At 71.4% G+C, this 19,182-nt stretch carries 19 protein-coding genes; 6 read left to right on the top strand and 13 right to left on the bottom strand.

All coding sequences use genetic code 11. The features are described from left to right. Positions 1-23: 23 nt before the first annotated feature. Positions 24-689: a lytic polysaccharide monooxygenase auxiliary activity family 9 protein gene (locus tag J8N05_RS43345; RefSeq protein WP_210893077.1), complete on the bottom strand. Its 666-nt coding sequence runs from the start codon at positions 687-689 to the stop codon at positions 24-26. A 114-nt stretch (positions 690-803) separates the two neighbouring features. After that, positions 804-1,712 carry a LysR family transcriptional regulator gene (locus J8N05_RS43340; RefSeq protein WP_210893076.1) on the bottom strand — a complete coding sequence of 303 codons (909 nt, stop codon included), beginning with the start codon at positions 1,710-1,712 and terminating at the stop codon, positions 804-806. Between the two features lie 71 nt (positions 1,713-1,783). Between J8N05_RS43340 and J8N05_RS43335 the strand changes: the two genes are divergently transcribed. Continuing rightward, positions 1,784-2,671, top strand: coding sequence for an SDR family NAD(P)-dependent oxidoreductase (locus J8N05_RS43335; RefSeq protein WP_210893074.1), 888 nt, complete (start codon positions 1,784-1,786; stop codon positions 2,669-2,671). A 157-nt stretch (positions 2,672-2,828) separates the two neighbouring features. Here J8N05_RS43335 and J8N05_RS43330 read toward each other — a convergent pair whose 3' ends face one another. Together J8N05_RS43330 and otnK are read right to left on the bottom strand one after the other, a co-directional pair. Then, positions 2,829-3,488, bottom strand: a complete 660-nt coding sequence (locus J8N05_RS43330; protein ID WP_210893072.1) for a class II aldolase/adducin family protein — start codon at positions 3,486-3,488, stop codon at positions 2,829-2,831. After that, a complete protein-coding gene (gene otnK, locus J8N05_RS43325) occupies positions 3,485-4,789 on the bottom strand; it encodes a 3-oxo-tetronate kinase (protein ID WP_210893071.1) in 1,305 nt (434 codons plus the stop codon). Before otnK ends, J8N05_RS43330 begins: the two co-directional genes overlap by 4 nt. Before the next feature lie 157 nt (positions 4,790-4,946). Between otnK and J8N05_RS43320 the strand changes: the two genes are divergently transcribed. Genes J8N05_RS43320 through J8N05_RS43310 form a run of 3 tightly spaced genes read left to right on the top strand, consistent with a single transcriptional unit; the run spans position 4,947 to position 8,567 of the window. Further along, a complete protein-coding gene (locus tag J8N05_RS43320; RefSeq protein WP_210893069.1) occupies positions 4,947-6,362 on the top strand; it encodes a homoserine dehydrogenase in 1,416 nt (471 codons plus the stop codon). Then, positions 6,362-7,720, top strand: a complete 1,359-nt coding sequence (locus tag J8N05_RS43315; protein WP_210893067.1) for a GntT/GntP/DsdX family permease — start codon at positions 6,362-6,364, stop codon at positions 7,718-7,720. Before J8N05_RS43320 ends, J8N05_RS43315 begins: the two co-directional genes overlap by 1 nt. A 52-nt stretch (positions 7,721-7,772) precedes the next feature. Continuing rightward, a complete protein-coding gene (locus J8N05_RS43310) occupies positions 7,773-8,567 on the top strand; it encodes a DeoR/GlpR family DNA-binding transcription regulator (RefSeq protein ID WP_210893065.1) in 795 nt (264 codons plus the stop codon). Positions 8,568-8,616: 49 nt separating this feature from the next. Here the strand turns inward: J8N05_RS43310 and J8N05_RS43305 are convergent, their stop codons facing one another. Next, on the bottom strand, positions 8,617-9,360 hold the full coding sequence (locus tag J8N05_RS43305; protein WP_210893063.1) for a class I SAM-dependent DNA methyltransferase: 744 nt from the start codon (positions 9,358-9,360) through the stop codon (positions 8,617-8,619). A 126-nt stretch (positions 9,361-9,486) separates the two neighbouring features. Between J8N05_RS43305 and J8N05_RS43300 the strand changes: the two genes are divergently transcribed. Further along, positions 9,487-10,674 (top strand): FAD-dependent monooxygenase, encoded by a 1,188-nt coding sequence (locus J8N05_RS43300; protein WP_210893061.1) that lies wholly within the window; start codon positions 9,487-9,489, stop codon positions 10,672-10,674. A gap of 4 nt (positions 10,675-10,678) precedes the next feature. Here the strand turns inward: J8N05_RS43300 and J8N05_RS43295 are convergent, their stop codons facing one another. The 5 genes from J8N05_RS43295 to J8N05_RS43275 form a co-directional block, all read right to left on the bottom strand. After that, positions 10,679-11,590 (bottom strand): alpha/beta hydrolase, encoded by a 912-nt coding sequence (locus tag J8N05_RS43295; protein WP_210893059.1) that lies wholly within the window; start codon positions 11,588-11,590, stop codon positions 10,679-10,681. Positions 11,591-11,698: 108 nt separating this feature from the next. Continuing rightward, positions 11,699-12,730, bottom strand: a complete 1,032-nt coding sequence (locus J8N05_RS43290; RefSeq protein WP_210893057.1) for an amidohydrolase family protein — start codon at positions 12,728-12,730, stop codon at positions 11,699-11,701. Beyond that, the gene (locus J8N05_RS43285; protein ID WP_210893055.1) at positions 12,717-13,082 is read right to left on the bottom strand and encodes a XapX domain-containing protein; all 366 of its coding nucleotides are present in this window, start codon (positions 13,080-13,082) and stop codon (positions 12,717-12,719) included. The genes J8N05_RS43290 and J8N05_RS43285 overlap by 14 nt, the downstream gene beginning before the upstream one ends. After that, positions 13,079-13,234, bottom strand: coding sequence for a DUF1427 family protein (locus J8N05_RS43280; protein ID WP_210893053.1), 156 nt, complete (start codon positions 13,232-13,234; stop codon positions 13,079-13,081). Before J8N05_RS43280 ends, J8N05_RS43285 begins: the two co-directional genes overlap by 4 nt. Further along, positions 13,231-13,791 carry a quercetin 2,3-dioxygenase gene (locus J8N05_RS43275; RefSeq protein ID WP_210893052.1) on the bottom strand — a complete coding sequence of 187 codons (561 nt, stop codon included), beginning with the start codon at positions 13,789-13,791 and terminating at the stop codon, positions 13,231-13,233. Before J8N05_RS43275 ends, J8N05_RS43280 begins: the two co-directional genes overlap by 4 nt. 130 nt (positions 13,792-13,921) lie before the next feature. On the opposite strand from J8N05_RS43275, the gene J8N05_RS43270 reads away from it, so the two are divergent. Beyond that, positions 13,922-14,401, top strand: coding sequence for a MarR family winged helix-turn-helix transcriptional regulator (locus J8N05_RS43270; protein ID WP_210893050.1), 480 nt, complete (start codon positions 13,922-13,924; stop codon positions 14,399-14,401). A gap of 58 nt (positions 14,402-14,459) precedes the next feature. Here J8N05_RS43270 and J8N05_RS43265 read toward each other — a convergent pair whose 3' ends face one another. The 3 genes from J8N05_RS43265 to J8N05_RS43255 all read right to left on the bottom strand — a co-directional run bounded on the left by J8N05_RS43265 (position 14,460) and on the right by J8N05_RS43255 (position 18,885). Beyond that, positions 14,460-15,218 (bottom strand): hypothetical protein, encoded by a 759-nt coding sequence (locus J8N05_RS43265; protein WP_247706931.1) that lies wholly within the window; start codon positions 15,216-15,218, stop codon positions 14,460-14,462. A gap of 475 nt (positions 15,219-15,693) precedes the next feature. Further along, positions 15,694-16,314, bottom strand: coding sequence for a hypothetical protein (locus J8N05_RS43260; RefSeq protein WP_210893046.1), 621 nt, complete (start codon positions 16,312-16,314; stop codon positions 15,694-15,696). A gap of 150 nt (positions 16,315-16,464) precedes the next feature. Continuing rightward, positions 16,465-18,885, bottom strand: coding sequence for a beta-L-arabinofuranosidase domain-containing protein (locus J8N05_RS43255; protein ID WP_210893044.1), 2,421 nt, complete (start codon positions 18,883-18,885; stop codon positions 16,465-16,467). Positions 18,886-19,182: the final 297 nt, after the last annotated feature.

The raw sequence follows: 19,182 nt of genomic DNA, 5'->3' as shown, positions 1-19,182 counted from the left end.
CGGTCACTCTCAGGCGGTCACTCTCAGCGGAAGTTCACATCGCTGCACATGAAGAACGTCTGGTCCATGTGCGACGCCTGCCAGATCGTGTAGACGACGTGGCGGCCACTGAGGCCGGAAGTGCTCACGTCGATGGCGTAGTTCTGGCTGGGGGCGTACTTGCCCGTCCGCGCGACCAGTTGCATGTCGTCCCAGTTCAGGGGCTGGGTGGTGGGGTCGAGGCCCTGGCGGGTGACATAGACGAGTATGTAGTCGGCGCCGTGGTTGGCCTGGTCGTACAGCTTCACGGTGAAGTTGGCGCCGATGTCCGTCGTCTTCCAGGCGCCCACGGCGTCGAGGGAGTTGTAGCGGCCGCTCTCGGTGTGGCCGGCGCTGCACAGCTGCCCGTCGGGGATCACCGCCTCGAAGTCACCGGCGGAGCCGTTGCGGTAGAGGCCGTTCCAGTTCCACATGGCGTTCGGGTTGTCCTGCCACGCCTGCCAGCACATGGGGTCCTCCTGTGCCATGGCGGGGTTCTGGAAGTCGCTTCCCCAGCGGAGCCAGCAGCCGTAGTTGCGGGACGCCGGGTCGACCACCGAACCGTGGGCGTGGGCCGGTGCGCTCCAGGGGATCAGGCAGAGCAGCACGGCGGCGAGGAGGCTCAGGACAAGGGTCGTCCGCGAAGGATTGACGCGATCATGACAAGTCAAGGTGTGCTCCTTTCGGATGGCTCTTCTCTTGGTGTGTACGGGGCGTGGGAGCGCTCCCGCGCCACCCAGGCTCGGCGCGACGAAACGGAATGGCAACACTCGATTGCGCCAGATTCACGCCCGGGCCGCGGCACGGAGCGCTGCCGCCACCCGCGTGACGGGGTCGGCCGGCGGGTGCGGAAGACGGGCCAGCAGCAGACGCCGCTGCTCCTGGGGCCCACCGCGCACGGGCAGGACGCGTACCCCCGGCGGTGCGGCGGCGGCGAGCGAGGCGGGCACCGTCGTCAGTCCGCAGCCGGCGGCGACGAGCCGCAGTTTCGCCAGCCAGTCGCGGGCCGTGTGGGCGATGTCGGGACGCTCGTCCAGACCGGGCCACACCCCCAGCAACCGGTCCCCTCCGGTGGCGGATCCGGCGATCCAGCGCTGCCCCCGCAGAGCGGTCACGTCGACGTGGTCGCCGCGGGCCAGCGGATGGGCGGCGGGCACCGCGAGACACAGCGCGCGTTCCGTGAGCGTCTCCAGCGCCAGCGGGGGCGACTCCGCGTCCGGCGCGCGGAACGGGGGCGCCGCCGCCAGCAGGGCCAGATCGAGACTTCCGGCGCGCAGGGCCCGTACGAGCGCCGGAGTGCTGCCCTCCCTGCTGACGACGTGCAGGCCGGGGTCGGTGCGGCGCAGCTCCGACAGCGCCTCGGGCAGGAGCACCGCTCCCGCGCTGGGAAACCAGCCCAGCCGGACGGTCCCGGCCTGGCCGGGCAGGCCGGACAGCTCGCGCGCGGTCGCGTCGATCTCGTCGAGCACGACCGTCGCGCGCCGCATGACGACATGGCCGGCGGCGGTCAGCCGCACCCCGTCGCGCCGCCGCTCCAACAGCTCCGTGCCCGCCGCCCGTTCGATGGAGGCGATCTGCCGGGAGACCGCCGACTGGGTGTAGCCGAGCGACACCGCCGCCGCGGTGAAGGTCCCCTGTTCCGCGACCGCGCGGAAGACGCGGAGCGCGGTCAGTGACACCTGCGTGAAGTCCATGAGGACTACGCATACCAGGTGTGCGCGACTCTCGTTGGACGCATGCCCGCGGACCTTCCTAGCGTGGCTCCATGACCGCTTCACGCATCGCCCTCGTCACGGGGGCCAACCAAGGGCTCGGCCGCGCTCTCGTCGAGGGGCTGGCGGCCCGCCTGGGCCCGCAGGACGTGGTCCTGCTCACCGGGCGCAGCCATGGCCGCGTCGCGGAGGCCGCCCGCGAGGTGGCGCGGGCGCCCGGTACGCGCAGCCGGGTGGAGGGCCGGGTGCTGGACGTCTCCGACCGCGAGGCCATCGCCCGCCTCGCCGGCGAACTGCGGACGCGGCACGGCGGGGTCGACATCGTCCTCTCCAACGCCATCGCCCGTCTGCTGCCCGAGGACTCCCAGGCCGAGCGGGCCGACGAGTTCATCGACGTCTCCAACACCGCCACCCACGCGATCCTGCGTTCCTTCGGGCCCGTCCTGCGTCCCGGCGGCCGGTTGCTCGTAGTGGCCAGCACCCTGGGCACCCTCGGACATCTCGACCCGCGGCTGCACCACCTGTTCGACGGCGCGAGCCTCGACGAGGTCGAGGACGCCGTCGAGTCCTGGCGGTGTGCCGTTCACGCCGGAACCGCGGAGGAGGCGGGCTGGCCGCGCTGGTTGAACGTGCCGTCCAAGGTGGCCCAGGTCGCCGCCGTCCGCGCGGTCGCCGCCGAACGCCGCCACGGCGATCTCGCCGACGGGACCCTGATCGCCTCCGTGTGCCCCGGCATGGTCGACACCGCCACCTCGCGCCCCTGGTTCAGCGACTACAGCCAGGCCCGGTCGCCCGCCCGGGCCGCCCGCGCGGTGCTCGACCTGGTCCTCGCCGAGCGGGTCGAGCCCGACCACTACGGCGAGCTGGTCCGCTTCGGAGAGGTCCTGCCCTGGTACAGCGGCACGCCCCCGACGGAGCAGGACCGGATTCTCACGCCCTGAACGGATCGAAGGGATGGGCCATGGGCTGCGGGCGTGCCCGCCCCGTCAGGGGCGCGGGGAACTGCGCGCTCGGCCCCCACCGGACCCGCACCCATCCGACGAGCCACGACGCCGACGCCGCGAAGGCCTCGTCGAGGAGTCCGACAAGCCCCGGCTGTCAGCCGGCCACGGTCCACGGCGCGCCGTACTTCCGCGCCAGCGGTGCGATCTCCTCGGCCGACAGGAGTCGCGGGGCGCGTTCGCCGAGGGCGAGGAAGAGCGCGGAGACCTCTTCCAGCTCCACCGCCGACTCCACCGCCAGGGACATCGAGGGGCCCGCGACGACCGGGCCGTGGTTCTGCAGCAGCGCCGCCCGGAACGGGAACGGCAGGGACTCCATCAGGTCGGCCTGCCCGCTGTCGCCGGGCGCGGCGTAGGGCAGCAGGGGAGTCTGGCCGACGCGCATGACGAAGTACGGCGTCAGCGGGGGTATGGCGCTCCGCTCGTGCCAGGCGGGCAGACACGACACGGCCGCCGCATGGCGGGAGTGCAGGTGGACGACGGCCCGGGCCGACGCGTCGCGGCGGTAGAACGCCGTGTGCAGCGGGAATTCCTTGGACGGCTTCGGCCCGTCGAGGTGTGCCCCCGACAGATCGAGGACGCTGAGCGCGTCGGGATCGACGCGGGCCAGGTCCGTACCGGTGGGAGTCAGATAGATCCGGGAGCCCTCGCGGACGCTCAGGTTGCCGGAGGAGCCGGGGCTGAGGCCGAGCGCGGCGAGGTGGGCGCCCGCGGCCGCGAGTTCGGTCCGCGGGTCGTTCGGTCGCGGGTCGTTCATACGAGCGCGCTCCAAGCCTCGGTGAAGATGTCCGGGGCACCGAAGTTGCCCGACTTGAGGGCCACGTCGACGATGTGGCCCTTCTCGGTGTGTTGGTTGCCGCCGGGTCCGTCGTCGGCGTGAAGGGCGGCGACCTGGGCGCGGGCCCACGTGACGCCCGGGGCGATCGGGGACCCGATGGTGAGCGTGCGCACGCCGAGCGCGGTGACCACCGCGCCGGACGTCTCCCCGCCCGCGACGAGCAGCCGTCGTGCCCCGGCCGCGACCAGGCGCGTGGCGCAGGCGGCCAGCGCCTTCTCCACCAGCGCCGCCGCGGCGGGGGAGTCGTCGAGGTCGCCCGGGTCGCCGACGGCGTACAGGAGGGGTGGCCGCTGCGGGTCCTGCTCCCAGCACGCGCGGGCGAACGCGACCAGCTCGTCGACCGCGCTCTCGAAGTCGGCCCGCAGCGCGGCGAGGTCGAGCTTGCGGTGCGGCAGGTGGGCGCGGCCGTGCGCCACCTGGGCGCGGGTGGCCGAGGACGCGCTGCCGGAGAGCACGACGGCCGGATCGCCGGGACGCGACGCGGCCGCCACGCGGGCGGCCCCCGGCCGCGGGCCGGTCAGCCCGAGCGCCAGTCCCGCGGCGCCGGTGACGAGCGGGTGGTGCGCGGTGGCCGCCGAGATGGTGCGCAGATCCTCGTCCTCGGTGGCGTCCACCACGACGAGCGCGTCGGCGAGGGAGGGATCGTCCAGGGCCGACGCGAGAGCCGCGGCCCCGGCCCGTACGGTGTCCAGGCCCACGAGCCGTACCGGGTGCGTGGTCTGCGGTGTCAGCAGCCGTCCCACGTGCGCGTCGCGCATCGGGGTCAGCGGATGGTGGCGCATCGGGCTCTCGTCGAGAAGCTCGTCGTGGACGAAGAGCCTGCCGCGGTAGACGGTGCGGCCGGTGGCCGGGAACGACGGCACGACGACGGCGCGCCGTTCCCCGATCTCCTCCAGCAGCGCGTCGGCCACGGGGCCGATGTTGCCCTCCGGCGTCGAGTCGAAGGTGGAGCAGTACTTGAAGTAGAAGCGCCGGCAGCCGGCCGCCCGCAGGGCGCGCAGCGCGGCGAGCGAGGAGTCCACGGCCTCGGTGACCGGCGCTGTACGCGATTTGAGCGCAATGACGACCGCGTCCGCGTCGTCCACCGCGGTGCGCCCGGGTTCGTCGGCGATGCTGTCGGAGCCGACGGCCACCACGGTGCGGTAGCCGCGGGCGACCAGCATCGTGGCGAGATCCGTTGCTCCGGTGAAGTCGTCGGCGATGGCCCCGAGGGTCGGCATCGGGCCTCCTTGCGAGGGGTGGGCGGATTCCTCTGGACATGACCGGGGGCCGTGACCAGGGGCTTGTGAAAAAATGTTAACAGACTTTACGTGGATGGGATCTGCTGATACATCTTGTTAACGAGCAGCGCATCGCGCTCGTCATCCAGGAGGGTCCATGAACTTGCACCATCTGTTCGCCGACAGCGGCAACCGGACCGTGCGCTACGCACTGTCCGGAGCCGGCGGCGGCTTCGCCCGGACCCTGCTGGCGCAGACGCCGCGCATCCCCGGGCTGGCCCCCGCCGTCCTGTGCGACCGCGACGTACCCCGGCTGCGCGCGATGCTCCTGGAGCTCGGATACAACGCCTCCGATCTCGACGTCTGCACCACGGCGGACGAGGTGGCCGCCGCCGCGCAGGCCGGGCACATCGCCCTCGTCGAGGGCGGCTCACTGCTGTCCGCCGCGCCCTGGGACATCCTCGTCGAAGCCACCGGCAGCCCCGCCGACGGCTACGCGATGGCACGCGAGGCGCTCACCGACGGCCGGCACGTCGCCATGGTCAGCAAGGAGGTCGACTCCGTCGCGGGACTCCACCTCGCCGACCTCGCGAAGGACAACGGCGTCGTCTACACGACCGCGGACGGCGACCAGCCCGCCAACCTCATCGGCCTCGTGACCTGGGCCGAGCTGCTCGGCCTCGACATCGTGGCCATCGGCAAGTCCAGTGAGTACGACCTCGTCCTCGACCCCGACCGGGGCACGGTCACCCAGCTCGACACCACCGTCCCCGCGCCGGAGCTCGCCGCACTGCTCACGCTCGGCGACGACCTCCGCGCCACCCTGGCCGCTCGTGCGCAGGCGGTCTCCGCACTGCCGGTCGGCGCCACCGCCGACTACTGCGAGATGGCCGTCGTCGCCACGAACACCGGCTTCCGGCCCGACGTCGAGCGCCTGCACTACCCGGTCGCCCGCATCGCGGAACTCGCCGACATCTACGCCCTGCGCGAGGACGGCGGACTCCTCCACCGCGCCGGAGCCGTCGACGTGTTCAGCGCGCTGCGGCTGCCCGACGAGGCGTCCTTCGCCGGCGGCGTGTTCGTCGTGGTCCGCACCGGCGACCCGGCCACCTGGGAGACCCTGCGGGGCAAGGGACACGTCGTCAGCCGCGACGGCCGCTACGCCGCGATCTACCTGCCGTACCACCTCATGGGCGTCGAGACCCCGGTCTCCTTGCTCTCCGCGGTCCTGCACCACCGCCCCTCCGGAGGCACCGACCCGCGCGCCCACGCGGCGCTCGCCGGCCGCGCCCAGCAGGACCTGCCCGCCGGGACCGTCCTGGCCATGGGCGGCCACCACCACGACGTGACCGACGTACAGGCCGTCCTGCTGCGCGACGAGGACACCCCCTCCGACGTCGCCCCGCTCTACCTCGCCGCCCACAGCACGCTCGCCCGCCCGGTCGCCGCCGGTGAACTCATCCGGCTCGCCGACCTCGCCGACGCCGACGAGGAGCTGCTGGAGGCCTGGACCCTGGGCCGCGCCTCCCGCGCCACCGCCACCACCACCGCGTCCGCCGGGAGGGTCGGCTGATGGATACGGACATCCAGCATCTGCTCCTCGGCGTGGCGGCCGTCGCCGTCCTGATCGTGCTGATCACCAAGGCCAAGCTGCACCCCTTCCTGGCGCTGAGCATCTCCGCGCTGGGCCTCGGGCTCGCCGCCGGGATCGGCCCGGGCAAGACCGTCGAGTTCTTCCAGACCGGCTTCGGCGACGCGCTCAAGAGCACCGGCCCCACCATCGGCCTCGGCACCATCCTCGGCGGCATCCTGCTGGGCTCCGGTGGCGCCGACCGCATCGCGACCGTGTTCATCGGAGCGCGGCCGGTCAAGTGGATCCCCACCGCGATCACCGCGGCGGCCCTCCTCATCGGCATGCCGCACCTGTTCGACGTCAGCTTCGTGATGCTCGTACCGCTCGTGTACGCGGTCGCCAAGCGCACCGGCACCCATCTGCTGTACGTCGGGCTGCCGATGGCGGCCGGCCTCTACATCTCGCACGGCCTGCTGCCCCCGCACCCCTCCCCGACGCTCGCCGTCTCCGCGTACAGCGCCAACACCGGCCTGACCATTATGTACGGCCTGATCATCGGCATCCCGATCGCCGTCATCAGCGGGCCGCTGCTCACCAAGGTCGCCAGCCGCTGGTTCGGACCGGCCCCCGACCTCGACAAGGGACCGGTCCCCGAGCCCGAACCGCTGCCCGAGAACCAGCGCAAGCCCGCGTCCTTCACCCTCGCGCTGATCACGGTTCTCCTGCCGCCGGTCCTCATGCTGATCGGCACGGTCGGCACGTCCCACACGGCCGAGGGCTCACTGCCGTACGCGTTCTTCGAGGCCTGCGACTCCTCCGTGCTGTCCCTGCTGGCAGCCGTCGTGTTCGCCTTCTTCGCTCTGGGCGTCCGCTCCGGCTTCGGCCTCGGACAGCTCCAGAAGATGGCGGGCAAGGGCCTCGGACCGGTCGGCGGCATCGTCCTGATCCTCGGCGCGGGCGGCGGCCTCAAGGCCATGCTGACCGCCACCGGTATCGACAAGCTCATCTCGGACTACGCCGTGGACTGGTCGATACCCCCGCTGCTGCTCGCCTGGCTCGTCGCCGCGCTGCTGCGGATCTGCCTCGGCTCGGCGACGGTCGCGACCGCCGCGGCCACCGGTATCGTCGCGCCGCTGCTCGGCGCGTACCCGGGGCTCTCTCCCGAACTCATGGTGCTGGCCAGCGCTTCCGGCGCCGTGATGCTGTCCCATGTGAACGACTCGGGCTTCTGGCTCTTCAAGGAGTACTTCCAGCTCTCGGTGTCCCAGACCTTCCGGACCTGGACACTGATGCTCTCCCTGCAGTCACTGCTCAGCCTGGGTGGAGTATTGCTCCTGAGCACGTTCGTCGGCAGCTGACGCACGAGCCGGTGAGACCAGTCTTGGTGGACGACAGGAAGGACCATCGACGATGGCCGAGGACCGCTCCCTCCCGCTGATTCCCGACCAGCGGCGTGAGCAGTTGCTGAAGCATCTGCGCCGCGACGGAGTGCTCAGCGTCCAGCAGATCACCCAGCTCCTCGGTGTCTCGCACATGACGGTCCGCCGTGACATCGCCGAACTGGAGCGCCAGGGACAGGTCTTCTCCGTACCGGGTGGCGCCCGGATCGCCAGCCATCTGCAGAGCGAACCGAGCCACCAGGCCAAGACCCTCATCGAGCAGCCAGAGAAACAGGCCATGGCCGCCAAGGCCGCGCACCTGGTCGAGGACGGCATGACCGTCTACCTCGACGCGGGTACGACCCTGTCGGCCATGGTCCCCTTCCTCGTGGACCACACCGCACTGACCGTCGTCACCAACGACTTCACCACCGTGGATCAGTTGATGGCCGCCGCTCCCCACCTCGACCTCATCCATGTCGGCGGGAGGGTGGAGTCCGCGAACCGCTCCAGCGTCGGCCGTCTCGCCGCCACCGTCCTGCGGCAGCTCGCCCTCGACATGGCGTTCATCAGCACCAGCTCATGGGACCTCCTGCGCGGGGTGACCACTCCCTCCGACCTCAAGGTGGAGGTCAAACAGACGGCCATGGAGTGCACGGGCACCTCCGTGCTCGTCGCGGGCTCCTCCAAGTTCGGCACCTTCGGCAAGTACCGCGTGGCCGCCCTGAGCGCGTTCGACACGATCATCACCGACAGCGCGCTGGCCGACGCGGCGGCCGAGGGCGTACGGGCCTCCGGAACCGAACTGCATCTGGTGAAGCCGTAGCGGCGACCGGGCAAGGCGCGGACGACACTCCGGCACAGCCCGATGGGCCTTACCGGGATGTCGGCATCCGGTACACGGAGACGTGGGAGCGCGAGTCGGCGGTGAACTCCGTGCCGTCCCAGTCCGCGTGCCTGGACTCCAGCTCAAGTCCGGCCAGTTGGGCCATGAGGTCGAGCTCGGCCGGCCAGATGTAACGGTGCGGGCTGCGGAACAACTGCGCCCGCTCGCTCTCGTCGAAGCGGAAGTGGTGCGAGACGACGTGCTGACGCAGCACGTCGTACGTGTCCAGACCGATGTAGTCGGAGTCGGACTGCCAGACGGTCGCCGCCTGCCCCGGCGGGAGCTTGCGCAGCTCCGGCACCCAGAGCTCGACCACGAACCGTCCACCGGGCGTGAGATGGCGGGCGGCGTTGCGGAAGCACTCGACCTGCTCGGCCTGGGTGAGGAGGTTCGAGACGGTGTTGAACACGAGATAGACCAGGCTGTACTCGCCCGGGACGGCGGTCGTCGCCATGTCCCCGATGACCACGGGGATCGTCGCCTCGTCGGCCTTGGTGCGCAGTTGCTCCACCATCGGCGGTGACAGCTCGATGCCGGTGACGGGGACACCTCGCCCGGCGAGCGGGACGGCCACCCGGCCGGTGCCGATGGCGAACTCAAGAGCGGCCCCGTCCCCCGCGAGGTCGGCGAGCCGGTCCACGGTCGGCCCCAGCGTCTCCGGCGCGAACATGCCGGTGCCGGGCGTGTCGTAGCGCCGCGCGGTGGCGGCGTCCCAGATCTTTGCCTGCTGCATTCCGTCAACGGTCGCCGCCGACCGATGCGTTGTCCAACGAATTTCCCCTATGACGGGCCGTCAACTGACGCTTGAATGGAGTCACTTCGCACATCGTGTACGAGTCGGCCGAGGCGGGGGTCTGGCGTGAAGGCGATCGTCGTGGGAGCGGGCATCGGCGGACTGACGGCGACGCTGAGCCTGCGCCGCGCCGGCCATGAGGTGACGCTCGTCGAGCAGACACCGCGGTTCACCGAGATCGGCGCCGGTATCCAGCTCGCGCCGAACGCCACACGCGTACTGCGGCGGCTCGGCCTGCTGGACGAGGTCGCCGCGCGGGCGTACCACCCGTCCGAGGTGTGCTTCCGCACCTGGTCCGACGGGAGAGACGTCTGCCGCTACCGGCTGGGACACGAGGTCGAGGACGCCTTCGGGGCGCCCTACCTCCTCCTGCACCGCGCCGATCTGCACGAGGCACTGGCCGCCGCGGTGCCGCCCGCGTCGGTGCGCCTGGACACCGCGGTCGTCGGGATCGACCAGGACGACGAGGCCGCACATGTCACCACGGCGAGCGGTGAGCGACTGAGCGCGGACCTGGTCGTGGCGGCCGACGGGATACGGTCCGCGGCCCGCCAGTGGCTCTTCGGCGCGGACAAGGCACTCTTCTCGAAGACCGCCGCCTACCGGGCACTGCTCCCGGCCGACGAGGTCGCCGATCTGGACCTGCCGGAGCTGGCCGTCTGGATGGGACCGAGCCGCCACTTCGTCCACTACTGGGTACGGCGTGGGGAACTGCTCAACGTGGTGGCCGTGTACACGACGGACGAGGCGGGCCGGCCGCAGGAGTCGTGGATCGCGCGGGCCGAACCCGGTGAGCAGCTGCGCGCGTTCGAGGGATGGGACTCCCGGGTGCTCGGCGTCCTGGAACGCGCCGGGCAGATGTTCCGCTACGGCATCTACACGAGGGCCCCGCTGGAGCGGTGGGACATCGGACGTGTGACCCTGCTGGGCGACAGCGCCCACGCGATGGTGCCGTTCCTGGCCCAGGGCGCCGCCCAGGCGATCATGGACGCGGCCGTGCTCGGCGACGTCCTCACGGACGCGACGCCGGCCGAGGTGCCCGACGCCCTCGACCGGTACGTGCGCCGACGGCTGACGACCGCCACGAGCGTGCAGGCCGGGGCCGCGCGGGCGGGCGACGAGTTCCATCTGCCGGACGGCCCCGAGGCCCGTACCCGCGACGCCCGGATGGCGGCCCACGCGGCCGGGAACAGGTTCATGCCGCAGTCGGCCGGGTGGACGGACGACGCCCGTCCCTCCCGGTCTCAGGAGTGAACGGTCAGTGGGACGAAGGCGTGGTGCGCCGCCGGCTGAAGTCCAGCGACAGGGCGAAACACCGCTCGACCTCGGCGTCGGACAGGCCGTACCAGAGGTGATCGGCTCCCTCGATCAACCGCAGGTCGGCGGGCACCCCGGCCTCCCGCAACGCGGCGGCCAGCCGCACGCCCTGGTCGCCGGGGACGATGTGGTCCTCGGTGCCGTGCAGGACGAGGAAGGGCGGCGCGTCGGCGGTGACGTGGTGGACGGGGCTGGCGTCCCGGGTCCGGTCGGGCACGTCGGCCGGCGCGCCTCCGACCAGCAGCGCCTCGAAGGTGTGCCCGTCCGCCGGGTCCCCGGCGAGTGCGAGGAGATCCGTGGGGGCGTACCAGGTGACACAGCCGGTCACGGGCGGGACGGAGGGGGTGGACGGGGTGCGGCGGCGGGAGGTGAGAGCGAGCAGGGCGGCCAGATGACCGCCCGCGGACTCGCCCCACAGGACGGTCCGGGCGGTGTCGAGCCCGAGTTCACCGGACCGTACGTGCAGCCAGGCCAAGGCGGCGGACAGGTCGTCGACCTGGGCCGGATGCACGGCTTCGCCGCTGAGCCGGTAGCCGGGGCAGGCGACGGCGAATCCGGCCTGGACGAGGCGGGCGAACGGGCCGGGCCGCCAGGAGCGGAACGCCGGGCCCGGATCGCCGCGCAGCCCGGTGCGCCAGGCGCCGCCATGGACGAAGACGACGACGGGGAGCGGACCTGTCGGCTTCTCGGGGAGCCACAGGTCCAACTCCAGGGGACGGTGGCCGTCGGGCACCAGGTAGGGGACGCCTCGCAGCAGCCGTACGCCGGGAGAGGGCAGTGCCGCGGGCGGCAGGGGCAGCCGGGCCGGGTCCGGCGGGGCGAGCAGCGCGGCGAGGTCGGGCGGCAGGGACATGGGTTCCTTCGGGATCCGGAGCCGGGAGCGGCGCTTCGGTGAACGAGCCTGGGCGAGCGGGACTTCGGTGAACGGGGCTCGGGTGAGCGAGGCCTGGGCGAAAGGGCGTCAGCGGGCGGCGAGGCGGGGCAGGAGACGCTGTGCGTTGGCGGTGGTGAGGGACCGCCAGGTCACGCTTTCGCCCGGCACCGCGCCCGGCACTGCGCCAGTCACCGTGCCCGGCACCGCGCCCGTCATCGTGGCCGGGACCTGAGCCGCGTCGACCGAGGCGACATGGGCCTCGGCGGCGGCCGGCGGCGTCCAGCAGTAGTCGCTTCCGTAGAGCAGCCGGTCGGGGTCGACCAGGTTCAGGAGCGCCGGGACCTGGCGGGGGAACGGGGTGCCGGCGAGGTCGTAGTGCAGACGGCGCAGGTGCGCGATCACGTCGGGAGTGCCTTGGTCCTCGGGGCTGAACAGCCTCATGAAGCCGTTGACGCGGTCGGCGAGCACGGGCAGGGCGCCGCCGCAGTGCGGGACGACGACCTTGAGATCGGGGTGGCGTTCGAGGGTGCCCGCGAACAGCAGATCCGTGACGGTCCGCGCGGTGTCGAAGATGAACTCCACCATGGGGCGCGGCCGTCCGAGCGCGGACTGTTCCCAGCACACGGGCGAGGTGGGGTGGAGGAAGACCACCGCGTCGCGCCGGGCGAGTTCCGCGAAGACCGGCTCCAGTCTCGCGTCACCGAGGTAGACGCCATGGGTGTTGCTCTCCAGGACCACCCCGTCGGCGCCGAGGGTGTCGAAGGCGTACGCGATCTCGTCGAGGGCGCCGTCGACGTCGGGCAGCGGCAGCGAGGCGAACAGGCCGAAGCGGCCCGGGTGCTCGCGTACCACCCGGGCGCTCTCCTCGTTGACCTCGCGGGCCAGCCGCCGGGCCGCGGCGTCGTCACCGAAGTGCACGCCGGGGGAGGAGAGCGACAGCATCGCCGTGCCGATGCCGCAGCGGTCCATCAGGTCCAGGTGGGCGGCGGGCGACCAGGTGGGCCAGCCGGGCATGCCGTCGGGCCGTTCGTGCCCGGCGGCCCTGGCCTGCCGGATGTAGGACTCGGTGACGAAGTGGGCGTGCACGTCGATGAGTCGCGGAGCGTCAGGCGCTGTCATGAGTGGGCTCCTGGGAGGTGGGGGTCGAGTCGGCGGCGGAGGACTCCGCGCGGCGGCGCGAGCGCCGGTCGCGGACCGCGGTGATGATCCGCTCACCCGCGACGATGCCGGCGAGGCCGGTCAGACCGAGCAGCGGAGGCGCGGGGGAGGGCACGGACAACGCCCAGTAGACGGCACCCATCAGCGCTCCCGCGACGAAGGCGAGCGCGGCGTGTCGGGTGAAGTGCCCGGCGCGGACGATGCTTGGAGCGCCCCTCGGCGCAGTCTCCGGAGCGCCCTTCGGTACGGACGTCGGCACGTCCTCCGGCACGCCCGTCGGAGCGTCCTTCGGTACGGCCTTCGGGGTGTTCACAGTGCCGCCAGGAGGGCCTGGCCGAGCAGCATGCCCAGCAGACCGGACAGCGCGACCGGCGGCGGCGCGGGCGACCTGACGCGCATCGTCGCGTAGAGAGCGCCGACGAGCAGACCGGCCGCGAGCGCCTTGAGGTAGGACACGCCGCTCATCCCCGCGTACGCCACTGGTGATCGGGCAGGAAGCGCACGTCGTACTGCTGGGGGACGGAGCCGAACTTCTGCGGCTCGGGCACGAACGGCCGCTGCGGCAGGCCGAGTTCCTCCGTGGGAGTGCCCAGATTCTCGAAGAACCGCTCGAAGGTGCCACCGGGTCCGGCCGCCACTCCCACGATGCGGCTGTGGTGCCGCTCGATGCGGTAGGCGTGCGGACAGTTCTTGGGGACGAAGCCGAAGTCGCCGGCGGTCAGCAGCTTCTCGTACTGCTCGCCCCCGGTGTCCTCGACGAACAGGCGCACCGCGCCGTCGGCGATGTAGAAGACCTCGTAGGTGTCCGGGTGCGAGTGGGCCGGGATGATGCCGCCCCTGGGGCCCTCGGCGGTGAAGAAGTTGAACGTGTTCTCGGTCTGTTCACCGCCCGCGTAGACGGTGAACAGGTCACCGAACAGATGGGCGCGGTCTCCCATCCCCTTCTCGATGAAGTACGGCCTGCCCGGATCGGAGGGGATGTGTGAGACGGAACGGTGTCGGGCGGCGAATTCAGCGGTCATGTTCTCTCCCGGGGTGGCTCGCGGAGGACACGGTCGAATCCCTATGTCAGGTAGCCTGACATAGGGATTGGCTGCGTGACAATCCCCCGACCTAAGCTCGGACCCCCTGTGCGTCTTTCTTGAGGAACCCATGAAGTCCGTCGGCACTCCCCTCCCGCAGCTGCTCCTCGACGCCCGCCGCTGGTTCGACGAGGCGCTGGTGGCGACGTTGGAGCAGGCGGGAATGGCGCCCATCTCTCCGACCCAGGCGCAGCTGTTCGCCGCGCTGGACGAGAAGGGCACCACGGTCTCCGAGCTGGCCCGGCGCATGGGTGTCACCCGGCAGACCGCGCATCAGGCCGTGCACAGCCTCATCGGTATGGGACTGCTCGAACAGGTCCCCGATCCGTCCTCCGCCCGCCGGCGGCTGATCCGCCGCACCGGCGAGGGCGCGGCGGCGCACCTCGAAGCCGTCTCCGTCCTGGCGGCGCTCGAAGGGGAACTCGCGTTGCGTATCGGCCGCGGCCCCGTAGACTCCCTGCGCGCCGCGCTGGAGGCGCCTCGGGGCGACCCGCCCACGCTTCGGATGCCGTCCGCGGGCGTACCGGATCCCGGAGGCGCGGTTCAGTAGTCAGTCACCGGGCCCCGCGGGCTGTGGTTCGGCGCTTGGGCGGCCGCACGCAATGCGGTCACTCGGACCGCAGGTTCTCCAGGGTCGACCGGGTGTCGGACTTCACCCATCGTGAGACCTCGTCTATCTCGGGCGGTGAGGTCGTCTCGTAGGAGGTCGTGTAGACGTTCCAACTCATCTGGTACGTCATCCAGCCGTCGCGCACCGCGAGAATCACCGCCCGGCTGCCGCCGACCCCCGACCCGGTCGTGGTGTCCTCGGTCACCAGATAGGCCTCGTCACCGAAGCCGGACACCTTCGCCACCTCGTAGTCGTCGTACCGCTGGCCGTACTCGGACCACAGAGCGGTGAACTCGGCGGACGGGTCGGTCTCCTTGTGGAGATCCATCTGTACGGAGAGATACGCGTCCGAATAGGAGGACGTCGAGGATTTCTTCAGCGAGATGCTGCAGTAGCTCTGATCGAGGGCCTTGTGCTTCAGCGCGTTGTGCGTGGGCGCGCTGCCGTCCTCGGGGTACTCGGTCTTGAGCGAGTCGTAGTCGACCGAGGAGCAGAGGTTGGCCCTGGCCCGGTATCCCGCCAGATCCGGGTCGTCGCCGAGCGGACCGAAGAGGAAGAGCCCGCCGGCCCACAGGGCCGAGGCGGCCACCGCGCCCACCGCGGCCCACAGCACCGCGCGCCCCGCGGTGCCCTTGCCGCCGGACGGCGGGGGAGACCCCGGCGGTGGCCCGTACGGGTACTGCCGGCCCGGAGGAAAGGCGGGAGGCGGCCCGTAGCCGTAGCCGCTCGTCGGCTGTGTGCTCTGGTACGGCACCATCGGCGGCTCGGGTCTGGGCGGTGAGGGTGGCGAGGACGGCGGGTGTTGCGCCTGCGACTGGTGTGTCTGCGCCTGGACCGGTGCCTGTGTTTGTGTCTGCGTGTCCGTCTGCGCTGCGGGTGCGACCTGGTCCGCCGGCGGAGCAGCAGGGCCGGGTGGGGCGGTGGAACCGGGCGCCGTGCCGGAGTCGGTCGCAGCCGTGGAGCCGGGGGGAGGCGATGCCTGCGGTTCGGGCTGCGCCGGGATGTCTTCGGGCCGGTTGTGCATCCTGTGCTCCTTCTTCGAAGGGCAGTTCTCCAGAAGCGACCTTCCCGCATCGGCCATCGCGTAGTCGTGGACCGGCCATCACGGAATCCGCCGCGCGCCCCGGCTGCACGCCCGCAGGCGCGGGGCCTCGCAGACGTCGGACATGCCCGCCTCACGCCCGCCATGAGGGGCGCGGGCAGAGGCGGGCACACGGTCGGCCCGACGGGTCCTAGCCGATGTCGAAGTCGAGATTCGTCACGTACCAGGAGTCTTCGATCCTGCCCGAGTGGACCTTGATGTCCAGCTGGTCCGCCGTCACTCCGGTGGAGTGGGACAGGATGATCTTTTCGAGGGTCTGTCCGTCGACGGTGATCTTGTCGGCGGGGTACTCGACGGTGTCGCCGGTGGCCTCGGCCTTGGCGACCTCCACCTTCGGGTCCGCGGAGGGCGGCTCCGGTGTGAACGACTCACCGAGCTGCTCGACGGTCGAGTCGATCTGCTTCCGGTCGGGCGCGTCGTCGCCGCAGGTCTCCTCACTGCCGACCTTGGCGGGCTTCGAGCCCTCGGCCGGTTCCGCCATCACCAGGCAGGCCTCCTTGGGCTGCTGCTTGATGACCGCGGTGACCCACGCGGCGACAGCTCCCTCGGGGGTGGACTGGTCGGCGGCCGAGGCCGGCGACGACGCCGAGGCGTCCGAGTCGGGCTTCTTCTCGTCGGCCGCGGGCGAGGCGCTCGCGTTCGACTTCTTCTTAGAGTCGGAGTCCGAGTCGCCCGAACATCCTCCGAGAGCCACGACCGCCGCCAGCGTCGCTCCCGCGATCGAGCTGATCCGTCTCGTCCTCTGATCCACTAACACCACTCAACAGCCTTTCCTGTGAACACACTTGTGCCTCAGCGGCCCCACGAGTCATCTCTCGTCCCAGTTCCGCCTCGACCATCAAGACGGCGCGCGGAGCCGAGCGGTTCTCGTTCGAACCGCTCGGAATCGGCGGGGTGCCGCTCAGACGAACTGCCACAGGTGGTCGTCGGTGCCGTTGTCCTCGAATTGGACGACATGGGCGCTGTTCTGGGTGGACATGCCGTCGACGCCCAGGACCTTCCCGCTGTGCTTGTTGCGGATCAGGAACCAGCCGCTGCCGGCGTCGACGAACTGCCACAGGTGGTCGTCGGTGCCGTTGTCCTCGAACTGGACGACGTGCGCGCTGTTCTGCGTCGACATGAGGTCGACGCCCAGGACCTTCCCGCTGTGCCCGTTGCGGATCAGGGACCACCCGTCGCCGCGGCCCACGACCTGCCAGGCATGGTCCCCGGTCCCCGAGTTGTCGAACTGCACCACGTGCGCGCTGTTCTCGGTGGACATCCCGTCCACGGCGAGCACCTTCCCGCTGTGCTTGTTACGGATCCGCCGGTACGGGGCCTCGGGCTGCCAGGGCGTGCCGTCGGGGGAGGCGGTCGGAAAGGACGCGATACGGAGCCGGGCCGCGCCCATGGGGATCAGCGTGACCTGCTCCACCGCACCCGCGGACCGGGCCGGGCTCTGCTGCAGCGGAGCCACCACGTGCTCGTCGTCGGCGATCCACTCGGGGACACGGCGTGCGTCGGCGGTGATGGAGATGGGGGTGGCCGACTGGGTGAACGGGTTGGCGGCGACCGGCCCCGAGGCACGGCGCACCACCAGGTTCCCGCCGGGCACGAGCCCGTAGTTCCAGGGGGTCGTGGCATGGACCTCGTACTCGGGGAAGGTCGTGTCGCCGCCGTAGCGGACGTATCGCTCGCCGATGCGCAGCGCGTAGGTGAGCGGACCGTGGCTCACGCTGACCGAGTCGCGGTTTCCGGGCCAGGTGTGCACGGTCGTGCTCTGCGGCAGACGCAGGGAGACCCGGTCGCCGTCGGCCCAGGTGCGGTCCACGCGTACGAAGGCCGGTCCGCTCCGTGCCGGCACGCTCTGCCCGTTGATCTGGAGCCGGGGCGCCGCGCACCAGCCGGGTATCCGCAGCAGCAGCGGGAAGCTGACGGAACGCGGTGTGGAGACGACGAAGTCGACCGTCTCGCCGAACGGGTAGTCGGTGGTCTCGGTGACGGTGACGGAGGTGCCCCCGGCCACCTCCGTCGTGACCTGGCAGGCCGCGTACATGGCCGCGGCGAGGCCGCCGTCCGGTGTGCCGAGCCAGAGTTCCTCGGCGAAGTAGGGCCAGCCCATGCCGTAGTTGTGCGGGCAGCAGCGGTACTGGTCGATGCCGGGCTGGAAGGACTGCATGGCGAAGCCGTTCTGGAACTGCCCCTGCGTCTTGCGGGAGTTGTCCAGGTCGACGCTGTTGGCGCTGGTCACGTAGTGCACGCCCTTGCCGTCCGGGTCCAGGGACGCGGGCAGCATGTTGAAGGCCAGCTCCTCGCACCGGTCGGCCCAGAGCGGATCGCCGGTGACCCGCGTGAGCAGTTCGTGGCTGGCCATGAACTCGACGACACCGCAGGTCTCGAAGCCCTGCCGCGGATCACCGAAACCGGGCCGGATGTTCTCGTCGCCCGCGAAGCCCCCACCGGCGAACTGGCCGTGCGCCGCGAGGAGTTCCGTGTACGTGCGATAGCTGGCGCGGGTGTGCTCCGCCGAGCCGGAGCGCTGCGCGTACTGGGCCGGCTCGCGGAAGCCCTGCGCGATGTTGACGTTGTGGGCGTTCGGCAGCGCGCCGGTCCAGTCGGCACCCCAGGTGTGCATCTTGTCGACCAGGTCGAGGAGGAAGGGCTCGGGCGTCCGGCGGTACAGCCACAGGGCGATGCCCATGCAGTCGCCCCACCGCTGCGACACCCAACTGGTGTCGAAGGCGCCCTTGCCCTGCGTGTTCATGTACCGCAGGAACCGGGTGAGGAAGGGCACGACACGGGTGTCGCCGGTGAACTCCTCGAAGGTGCGCAGTGCTTGCAGCAGCGGGAGGAAGGGCCAGAAGTCGGGTCCGCCGTTGAGTGCGGTCCGCAGTGCGCGCGGCCCGAAGAAGCCGTCGCTCTGCTGGGTCGTGAGAATCGCGTCGATCCAGCGCCGCGCCCGGTCCAGCGCGGCGGTGTCGCGGGTGGCGACGGCCAGCGGCACGTAACCGCGCAGCCAGTACGGCAGTTCCTCCCAGGCGCTGTTCTCGGGGTGGACCCAGCCGCTCGTGGCGAAGTCCAGGAAGTGGGACTTCTCGGTGAGACGGCCGCAGAGTCCGTCGAGCTGGAGCCGCAGCTGACCGGCGAGCCAGCCGCGCGGGACGATGCTGCCCGGTTTCAGCCGGAGGAAGGCGTCGGCGGCCACGCTGTCGGCGGCCCCGGCCCCGGCTTCGGCTGCGGCCACCCGGGATGTGGCGGCGGCGAGTCCGGTGTTCATCAGGGGTGTGCCCGCACCGAGCGCGAGGGTGCCGGTGCGCAGCAGGTGGCGTCTGTTGATCGGCATGTCACTGCTTCCTGTTGGGGGAGAGGAAGGTGCCACCGACGGCTGCCGTGGAGGACGTTCGGACGTCGGCCGTGAGCGGCGGAACAGAGGCTGTACAACGTTGGAAAGTAGGCTTGCGGCATCACAGCACGGCGTACGGCGGCTGTCCAGAGAAATGACAAGGACATGCCTGTTCTGTCGCGTCTGCGGCCTGTCCCGTTGGGCCTGCGGGTCCCGGCGCGGCGGCGTATGGTTGAGCCGCCTGTTCTGACGTGTGGACCCGCGGCCTCGGCAGCGCCCGACCGTCCACCGCCGGCC

It is taken from the genome of Streptomyces liliiviolaceus, from assembly GCF_018070025.1.
Classification (GTDB): Bacteria; Actinomycetota; Actinomycetes; order Streptomycetales; family Streptomycetaceae; genus Streptomyces; species Streptomyces liliiviolaceus.
Note: the sequence above shows the minus strand (reverse complement) of the source record. Positions and strands in the feature narration are given on the sequence as shown.